Genomic DNA, 9,097 nt, shown 5'->3' with positions numbered 1-9,097 from the left:
CCTGCGGGCCCTGAATGCCCGCGTTTCGTCTGCGGCTCCGTACTCTGCGTCCATCTGTGGTCCGCTCTTCGTCCGCGGCCTCGTGCTCCTGCGGCCTTCTATGCTCGCGCTTTGTTCGCGGCTCCGTGCGCCCGTGGCCCATCTATGTTCGCGCTTCGTCCGCGATTCGCGTGCCTGCGGTCCTTTATGTCCGCGGCTTTGCGCGGTTCGTCGGGGTTGCCTCGAGCGGATCGTCCGGCCAATAATGCTTCGGGTAACGCCCCTTCAAATCTTTCTTCACCTCGAAATAAGCGTCGCGCCAAAAGCTGGCCAAATCGCGGGTTACCTGCACGGGGCGGTGCGCCGGCGACAGCAGGTGAAGCGTAAGCGGCACGCGGCCCCGCCCGATGCGGGGCGTCTCCCGCATGCCGAACAGCTCCTGCAGCCGCACCGCCAAGACCGGGGCGGCCGGGTCGTCGTAGCTTACGGGAATGCGCGAGCCGCTGGGCACCGTCATATGAGCCGGCGCCTCGGAATCCAAAGCGCTCCGCTGCTCCCAGGTGAGCATGCCCAGCAGCAGCTCGCGGACGTCCAGCCGCTGCAGGTCGCTGCGGCTGCGCATGCCGTACGCATGCGGGCCGAGCCATTCGGCAGCCGAAGCCAGCAGCGCTTCGTCGGACACGTCCGGCCAATCCGGCTCGAGCCGGCGCATGAACTGCAGCCGCTGGCGCAATTGCCGGGCCTGGCTCGTCCACGGCAGCATCCCGAGCCCCTCGGCGGCGAGTCCGTCCAGCAGCGCGGCGAGCACCGCCTCCGGGTCCGGATCCGGCAGCGGCCCGTCGGACAAGGCGAGCGCGCCGAGCCGCAGCCGCCGCCGGGCGCGGACGGCCTGGGCGTCCCGATCCCAGGCGACCGTCTCCTCGGCCGCGGTCGCATCCGCGAAGCGGCTGCGCAGCTCCGCTTCGTCCACCGGCGCCGCCAGCCAGATGCGGCTCTCGGCTCCGGCGTCGTCCAGCTCCGCGGCGACGATATACGGCGCTGCCGACAGCGGATCGCCGGCCGCGACAAAGGCGCCCCGCCCGCCGCTGAGCAGGAAGCGGCCGCCGCCCCGCGCCTGGCCGATGCGGTCCGGGTAGGCGAACGCCAGCAGCAGGCCTGCCGCGTTCGCCGCCGCCGCCGGGCCGCCGATTGCGCCACCTGCGCCGAGCGCGCGCTTCCAGCCGGCCGCCTCGGCGAGGATGCGCCGGGCCGCCGCCTTGTCGACGCTCGCGCCGCGCCCGCTCTCCGCGCCGCCCGCGAGCGCCTCCAAGCGCAGCCGGATGTCGGCGCCCGGCCCGCCGGCGGGACCGCCGCCGCGCACGATATCGCGCTCGCCGAGCAGCGCGGCCAGCTCGCAGGCGGCGCCGCCGAGCCCGAGCTCCGCGGCCCGCAGCATCATGTGCGCGAGCCGCGGGTGCGCGCCGAGCTCGGCCATTCGCCGGCCGTGCGGCGTGATCGCCCCGCGGCCGTCCAGCGCGCCGAGGCTGCGCAGCAGCTCGCAGGCCTGGCTGTACGCCGCTGCCGGAGGCGGATCGAGCCACGCCAGCTCGGCCGGGTCGGCGCCCCAGGCGGCCAGCTCAAGCGCCAGCGGCGCCAGGTCCGCCTCCAGCAGCTCCGGCACGCGGTGCGCCGGCAGCAGGCGGTCGTCGGCTTCCGGCCACAGCCGCCAGCAGACGCCGGGCGCGAGCCGGCCGGCACGGCCGCGGCGCTGGTCGGCCGACGCCCGCGAGACCGGCACCGTCTCGAGGCGCGTCATCCCGGTGCGCGGCGAAAAGCGCGGCACGCGGGCCAGCCCGCTGTCGATCACGATGCGAACGCCTTCGACGGTCAGGCTCGACTCGGCGATCGAGGTCGCGAGCACGACCTTGCGCTCGCCGGGGCGCGGCGGCGCGATGGCGCGGTCCTGCGCCTCCTGCGGCAGGCTGCCGTGCAGCGGCGCCACCGTAATGTGCGGGCCGAGCTTTGCCTCCGCGAGCAGCGCCTCGACGCGCCGAATTTCGCCCGCTCCGGGCAGGAAGACGAGCACGCTGCCGTCTTCGCGGGCAAGCGCCTGCTGTACGGCTGCGGCCACCGCAGACTCGATGCGCCCCTCTGGCCGCCGCGCCATATAATGCGTCTCCACGGGAAACGCCCTGCCGCGGCTTAAGATGACCGGCGCATCCCCGAGCAGCCGGGCGACCGGCTCGGCATCAAGCGTTGCCGACATGACGAGCAGCCGCAGATCGCCGCGCAGCACCGTCTGCGACTGCAAGCATAGCGCCAGGCCCAGATCGGCCTGCAGACTGCGCTCATGAAATTCGTCGAAGATGACGCACGCTGCCCGCTCGAGGGCAGGGTCCTCCTGCAGCATGCGAGTCAGCACGCCCTCGGTCACGACCTCGATGCGCGTGCGCGGGCCGACCTTCGTATCCAGGCGAACGCGGTAACCGACGGTCTCCCCGACCTCTTCCCCAAGCAGCGCAGCCATATGCCGGGCGGCCGAACGAGCGGCCAGCCGGCGCGGCTCAAGCATCAGGATGCGCCTGCCTTCCAGCCACGGCTCGTCCAGCAGCGCCAGCGGCACGCGCGTCGTTTTGCCCGCCCCGGGATCGGCGACGAGCACCGCTGCCGTCCGCTCGCGCAGCGCGGCGGTCAGCTCGGGCAGGACTTCATTAATCGGCAGCGCGCTCACGATGCGCTCACCGCTGTCTGCTCCGTTCTCCTTGCGCTGCCGTACTGTTCGCCTCGCGAATGCGGCCAGTCTATGAAACTACACTTGCGAACGCTTCGCAATGCTGTCCAGCTTTTGTACAATATCGGCACGCCTCCGCGTTGCGTTCGCCGGCCGCCGTGCGGGGGCCGCTGCCTCCCGTTCATTGCCCCAGTCTCGTTCGTTGAACAGGCTGTGCTCGCCGAACCGGCATGGTTCCCGATACCCTGCCGGATTCTTATCCTCCGCCAAGCCTTAAGCCGGGATCGCTTCCTTGCCTCCCTATCTCCATGTGCCAATCCTGCAACGTTGGCAGGTTTTGCCGTTTCGTTTATATGCAAAACGATGACGCCCTCCTCTTAAACAATGACGCGCCGCTTCCCGTTCGTTTAAAACTTAGAACCTGTGAGGAAACAGCTTCGCCGTCCTTATCTTATAGTACGATCTCCTGCTAATCAAGGTCATGCGGAGCAAATGGAGCAGCCCCAAAAAACGGCTTGCCGCCAAGGACAGAGCCGGTTTGGCCTATAGTGTGAAGCGAGCTGGACAAGCTGGATGAGCCTGCCGTAATGGCGCCTGAGTAAACCATCTATCGACGTATTCGAGGATGAGCGGACCGCGGTCCAGCGGTCGTTTTTCTTGGTACAGAAAGTCGCACTTCGCTTTATCGCTTTAGCGAAGTTAAACTTTCTGTAACGTTCAAAAAAACCGCTGCCCTCAGGAAACGGCTTGCGCTTCCCAGGGCAGCGGCTGCGCTGCAGGCGTATTGCGGGTTCGATGAACGCCGTTTTCGTATTAGCGGTGGTACGACGGGTCCTCCAGCCAGCGCACTTCCTCCGCGGTCAGGCGAATGTCCGCCCCCTGACAGCAAGAAGCGAGCTCCGCGGCGTTCCGGGCGCCGACGAGCGCGGCAGTCGGAAACGGCTGGTTCAGCACATAGGCGAGAGCGATCTGAATCGCCGTTACGCCTTTTTCCTTGCCGAGCGCTTCCGCGCGGCGCAGACGTTCCCAGTTGTCGTCGCTGTAATAGACGCGGACCATCTCCTTGTCTTCCAGCCGATCCGGCGCAAACCGCCCGGTGAAAAATCCGCCGGCCTGCGAGGACCAGGACAGCAGCGGCATCCGGGTGCGGCCGTGCCATTCCTGCGCGGCGCTGTCGGTCGATACGCAGCCCGCCCAGCGCGGCTCATTGGCTTTGGCCAGGCTCAAATTCGGGCTGCTGAACGTAAAGCCGACGAGCCCGTTCGCGGCGGCGTAATCGTTCGCCTCCTGCAGCCGGGCGTGCGTCCAGTTCGATCCCCCGATCGCCCGTATGCGCCCGGCGCGAATATGCTCGTTAAGCGCGTCGACAATGACGCTGACCGGCACGGCCGGATCGTCGCGGTGCAGCGCATACAAATCGATGTAATCGGTGCCGAGCCGCTCCAGGCTGGTCAGCAGATCGTGCTCGATCGCCTGCGGATTGACGCGCGGACCGGTCCTGTCATGATGCGCGCCTTTGGTCAAAATAACGACCTGCTCCCGGTTCCCCCGCTCGCGCATCCAGCGCCCGATCGTCGTCTCGCTCTCCCCTCCGCAGTAAATATGCGCGGTGTCGATCGCATTTCCCCCGGCTGCGAAAAAATCGTCCAGCACGCGGCATACCATGTCGTATTCGTTTTCTCTGAAAAAGTCCCCGCCTTGAATCAGCCTGGAAACCGGTTTGTCCAAACCTTCAATGCGAATCGTTTGCATACGGAATTCCTCCCATCCAGCGTTTGTTCAGTTTGCTCCAGCCTGCCCGAATGGGCCGATGCCGGCGTTTAGGATAGCGCGACCCGCACCCTTTCCCGGGCGGACTTCAGGCAGGCGTCGAGGACGCGCATATTGCTTACGGCGTCGGACGCCGGGAACTTCAGAGGCTCGCCGTGCAGCGCGCTTCTGGCGATCGCGTCGGCCTGCAGCGCGTACTGGTTCAGATGCGGCACCGCAACCTCCCTGCGTCCCCCTTGGGACGTGATGAAAAAATGGTCCGACTCATCGCCGCGGGCGACGAACGCCGACGGAATCTCGATGCGCCCGTCCGTGCCGACGATCTCCAGCGTATTGCGGCCGCTCGCCCACATGCCGCAGTCGAACGAAAGCGCAACGCCGCCGGCAAATTCGACCAGGCCGCTCAGCATCATGTCCACATCGTCGTGCTCCGGAGAGAAGAAGGCGTGTGCCGTCGCCGCTTCCGGCTCCTGTTCCAGAATAAGCCTGGCCGCGCTGATCGGATAACAGCCGACGTCGTACAGCGAGCCGCCGCCCCATTCCTTGCGGTAGCGGACATTGCCCGCATCCTTCGCGTTATTGAACGTGAATGTGCCGTGAATGCCGCGGATATCCCCGATCTCGCCGGAGCGGATCGCGTCCTTCACCATCTCGTAGCGCGGATGATAGCGGTACATGAAGGCCTCGGCCAGCAGCACCCCCGCCTGCGCGCACGCCTCAGCCATCTCCTTCGCCTCTTCGGCGTTGAGCGCGATCGGCTTTTCGCAGAGCACATGTTTGCCCGCCGCCGCAGCGCGAATCGTCCATTCCTTGTGCAGATGATTCGGCAGCGGGATGTAGACGGCGTCGATCTCCTTGTCCGCCAGCAGCTCCTCGTAGCTTGCGTACGCTTTCTCGATGCCGAATTGCCCGGCTGTCTCCGTCGCCTTATCGATTCCCCGGCTCGCCACTGCGGCGACGATGCCGCTCTGCGATTGCTGAATGCCCGGGATGACCGCCCGCTTGGCAATGCCCGCACAGCCGAGAACGCCCCAGCGCAGCTTTTTTTCACTCATCGGATCGAACCTCCATCAGCCTGATACAGAATTTGAATTAATACGATATTGCCATTATATTTGAGCACAATTAAAATGAAAATATAATCTTTTTGCGCATGATTAACACTATATTGTTCTAATGATGGTGCCACTCGCAAGCGGGCGCGGGGCCATCTCGAGAAGGAGCGGCGATATGAAGCGGCAAAGGTTACTTCCTACGATTAGCGACCATCCGTATCTCGTGCTGCCGGAATCCGTCGGCTGGTATTGGGACGAGCCGGATCACAGCGTATACCGGCCGGAGCATTCCCTGAACAATTTCAATATCCACTATGTCGTCAGCGGCCGCGGTTATGTGGAATACGAGCAAAAAATATTCGAGCTCAAGGAGGGGGACGCCGTCTTGTACTTCCCTCTCCAGGAGCAGCGCTACTACAGCAGCGCGGACGATCCATGGAGCGTGCGGTGGGTGCATTTCTACGGCAAGGCGCTCCACGAATATATGCTGGAGCGAGGGTTCAGCCGCTCCCCGCTGTGGACGCTGCGCCAGCGCAAGCCGTTCGAACAGGCTATGGAGCGGCTGCTCGCCGAGACGGAGGCGAACGGGCTGCTGAACCTTCCGGTGCTGTCCACCTTGACTTACGCCGTGCTCGCCGAGTTTACGGCGCACGCGGTTCCGCTCACCGTGACCAAAAATACCGATGCCGTCAACCGCATTTTGCAGCTGCTGCAGTCGATGCAGCGCGAGGCATGCGAGCCGTTCGACCTGTCGCGGTGGGCGGCGGAGGCGGGAGTCAGCAGCCATTATTTTTGCAAGCTGTTCAAAAAGACGACGCAAATGTCGCCGATGACGTTCATCACCCTTTGCCGCATGCAGCGGGCCAAGCAGTGGCTGCTGGAGGAAAAGGAGCTGACCGTGCGGGAAATTGCCGGCAAGGCGGGGTATCCGAACGTCAGCTACTTCAACAAGCGGTTTTTGGAGCAGGAAGGCATGACGCCGACCGAGTACCGGCAGCTGTACGGAAGAGAGTAGCTTTTTTTCGTCCTGACGGTTGGCAATGGGGCGAATGCAAATGATACAATGCTCGTTGTTGGACTTCGCCGCCGCCCTTGGACGCAGAAGCAGCATGAGAGGGTCGGCGGCAGGCGCGCGGGCGCGTGCTTTACGGCCTCGCCTTTAGCCGGGCGCCTTAAGCGCGAATCGTACCGGCGCTGAACAACTACAGTGGAGGAACTGCAATGAAATCGTTGATTTTAGCCGAAAAACCGAGCGTCGCCCGGGAGATCGCGCGCGTGCTCGGCTGCCAGCAGAAGCACAAGCATTATATGGAGGGCCCGAAATATGTCGTTACTTGGGCGCTCGGTCATCTGGTCGAGCTGTCCGAGCCGGAGGACTACGACCCGAAATACCGCCAGTGGTCTCTGGATGATCTCCCCCTCGCGCCCGAACGAATGAAGCTGAAGCCGATCCGCGAGACGTCGCATCAGCTCAAGGCGATCTCGCAGCTGGCGAAGCGCGCCGATCTGGAGCGGCTCGTCATTGCGACCGACGCCGGGCGCGAGGGAGAGCTCGTCGCCCGCTGGATTATGGAGCTCATTCATTGGAAAAAGCCGTTCGACCGCCTCTGGATCTCCTCGCAGACCGACAAGGCGATTCGCGAAGGCTTCGCTGCCTTAAAGCCCGGGAGGGCTTACGATAACCTGTACCGGTCGGCGGTATGCCGCGCCGAAGCGGACTGGCTGATCGGTCTGAACGTAACCCGCGCGCTGACGTGCAAGCACGGCGCCTCGCTCTCCGCCGGACGGGTCCAGACGCCGACGCTGGCCATGCTGATCGAGCGCGAGCGCGAGATTCGGGCGTTTCAATCCCGCGATTACTGGATGCTGAAGGCCGAGCTGGGCCCGTTCCAGGCCGTATGGCGCAGCAGCCGCCGCCCGGACGGACGGCTGTTCGACAAGCAGGAAGCCGACGAACTGCTGCAGAAGCTGAGCCGCGCGCGCTCGGCCAAAGTGGCGCAGCTCAAACAAACGGAGCGCAGCGAGCCGCATCCGCTGGCCTACGATCTGACCGAGCTGCAGCGCGATGCGAACCGCAAATACCAGTTCACGGCCAAGCAGACGTCGAACGTGCTGCAGCGGCTGTACGAGCAGCATAAGCTGGTCACTTACCCGCGGACGGACTCCCGCTATTTGTCGTCGGATATGGCGGCGACGCTTCCGGCCCGCCTCGCGGCGCTTCAGGTGCCGGCGTACGCCTCCATCGTGAAGCCGCTTGGCCGCAAGCTCCCGCCCTTGTCCAAACGGGTCGTGGACGACAGCAAGGTGTCCGACCACCACGCGATCATTCCGACGGAGGAAACGCCGAATTTGGCGGCTTTAAGCGCCGATGAGCGCAAGCTGTACGACCTGATCGTCAAAAGGTTCGTCGCGCTGTTTTATCCGCCCTGCCGCTACGACGATACGGCCGTGACGCTCGATATCGGCGGCGAGACGTTTCATGCCAAAGGCCGCGTGCTCCGCGACCCCGGCTGGCGGGCCGTGTACGGGCAGGATGCCGAATTTGGCGGCGCCGACGACGAGGACGGCGACGGGCGGCAGGACGAGGACGGCTTCGGCGGCCCGGCCGGCTTGCAAGCTTTGCCGCCGCTCAGCGTCGGCGCAGAGCTTGACGTCCCCCGCCTGAAGCTGCACAAGCAGGCGACGAAGCCGCCGGGGCGGTATACGGAAGCGAGTCTCTTGACCGCCATGGAGAAGCACAACCTGGGCACGCCGGCGACCCGGGCGGACATTATCGAGAAGCTGCTCTCCTCCGATACGATCGAACGGCGCATGAACACGCTGCAGCCGACGGGCAAAGGAGCCCAGCTGATCGAGCTCGTCTCGCCGGAGCTGCGCACGCCGGAGCTCACGGCCGTATGGGAGCAGGAGCTGGAGCGGATTGCCAAGGGCAAGGGCGACGCCAAGGCGTTCATGCGCGGCATCCGCGAGCAGACGGTCAAGCTGGTGAGCGAGGTCAAAGCGAGCGAAGCGGAATACAAGCCGCACAACTTGACCCATTCCCGCTGTCCCGAATGCAGCAAGCCGCTGGCGGAAGTGAAGACGAAGCGGGGCAAGCGGCTCGTGTGCAGCAATAAGGAATGCAGCTATTCCCGCGCGGCCGAGGCGCCGCTGTCGAACAAGCGCTGCCCGCAATGCCGCAAGAAGATGGAGATTCATACCGGCAAAGCGGGAAAATACGCCCAGTGCCGGCCATGCAACGTCATCGAGATGCTGAGCGACGACAAGAAGGGCCGCGGCGGCAGGCGCGAGCAGACGAAGCTGATCCAGCAGTACAGCGACAACGTGCAGCTCGGCTCAAGCCTGGGCGAGGCGCTCAAGGCCGCGCTGCAGCGGCAGCAAAGCGGGCCGGACAGCGACGGCGGCGAGTAAGCGCTAGCGGCTGCGACCACAGCGGCTGCGCGGCCATGCCGGCATCGCTGCACTCCGACTGCCGCAGCATGCCGGCTCCGCCGCATACTGCCCGCCGCGGCGACTACGGCGGCTGCGCGGCCATGCCGGCACCGCCGCATACTGCCCGCCGCGGCGACTACGGCGGCTGCGC

Annotated in this window: 5 protein-coding genes; 2 read left to right on the top strand and 3 right to left on the bottom strand. The window is 65.3% G+C overall.

Going from position 1 to position 9,097, the window contains the following annotated elements; all coding sequences use genetic code 11:
• Nucleotides 1–184 precede the first annotated feature (184 nt).
• From hrpB to F591_RS0106145, 3 genes are all read right to left on the bottom strand, one after another.
• Nucleotides 185–2,689, bottom strand: coding sequence for an ATP-dependent helicase HrpB (gene hrpB, locus F591_RS0106155; protein ID WP_019533715.1), 2,505 nt, complete (start codon nt 2,687–2,689; stop codon nt 185–187).
• 813 nt (nt 2,690–3,502) lie between these two features.
• Nucleotides 3,503–4,441: an aldo/keto reductase gene (locus F591_RS0106150; protein WP_019533714.1), complete on the bottom strand. Its 939-nt coding sequence runs from the start codon at nt 4,439–4,441 to the stop codon at nt 3,503–3,505.
• Between the two features lie 68 nt (nt 4,442–4,509).
• On the bottom strand, nt 4,510–5,514 hold the full coding sequence (locus tag F591_RS0106145; protein ID WP_019533713.1) for a Gfo/Idh/MocA family protein: 1,005 nt from the start codon (nt 5,512–5,514) through the stop codon (nt 4,510–4,512).
• Between the two features lie 175 nt (nt 5,515–5,689).
• On the opposite strand from F591_RS0106145, the gene F591_RS0106140 reads away from it, so the two are divergent.
• Together F591_RS0106140 and F591_RS0106135 are read left to right on the top strand one after the other, a co-directional pair.
• The gene (locus F591_RS0106140; protein ID WP_019533712.1) at nt 5,690–6,529 is read left to right on the top strand and encodes an AraC family transcriptional regulator; all 840 of its coding nucleotides are present in this window, start codon (nt 5,690–5,692) and stop codon (nt 6,527–6,529) included.
• A 206-nt stretch (nt 6,530–6,735) separates the two neighbouring features.
• Nucleotides 6,736–8,925 carry a DNA topoisomerase III gene (locus F591_RS0106135; RefSeq protein ID WP_019533711.1) on the top strand — a complete coding sequence of 730 codons (2,190 nt, stop codon included), beginning with the start codon at nt 6,736–6,738 and terminating at the stop codon, nt 8,923–8,925.
• The last annotated feature ends 172 nt before the right edge of the window (nt 8,926–9,097 follow it).

It is taken from the genome of Paenibacillus ginsengihumi DSM 21568 (genome assembly GCF_000380965.1).
In the GTDB taxonomy this organism is placed as follows: Bacteria; Bacillota; Bacilli; order Paenibacillales; family NBRC-103111; genus Paenibacillus_G; species Paenibacillus_G ginsengihumi.
The sequence above is the reverse complement of the archived record's forward strand: the minus strand, read 5'-3'. Positions and strand labels throughout refer to the sequence as shown.

What these genes read in the sequence shown, in the direction of transcription:
- F591_RS0106150 (WP_019533714.1), bottom strand. Translation starts at nt 4,441, where the DNA reads ATGCAAACGATTCGCATTGAAGGTTTGGACAAACCGGTTTCCAGGCTG.
- F591_RS0106145 (WP_019533713.1), bottom strand. Translation starts at nt 5,514, where the DNA reads ATGAGTGAAAAAAAGCTGCGCTGGGGCGTTCTCGGCTGTGCGGGCATT.
- F591_RS0106140 (WP_019533712.1), top strand. Translation starts at nt 5,690, where the DNA reads ATGAAGCGGCAAAGGTTACTTCCTACGATTAGCGACCATCCGTATCTC.
- F591_RS0106135 (WP_019533711.1), top strand. Translation starts at nt 6,736, where the DNA reads ATGAAATCGTTGATTTTAGCCGAAAAACCGAGCGTCGCCCGGGAGATC.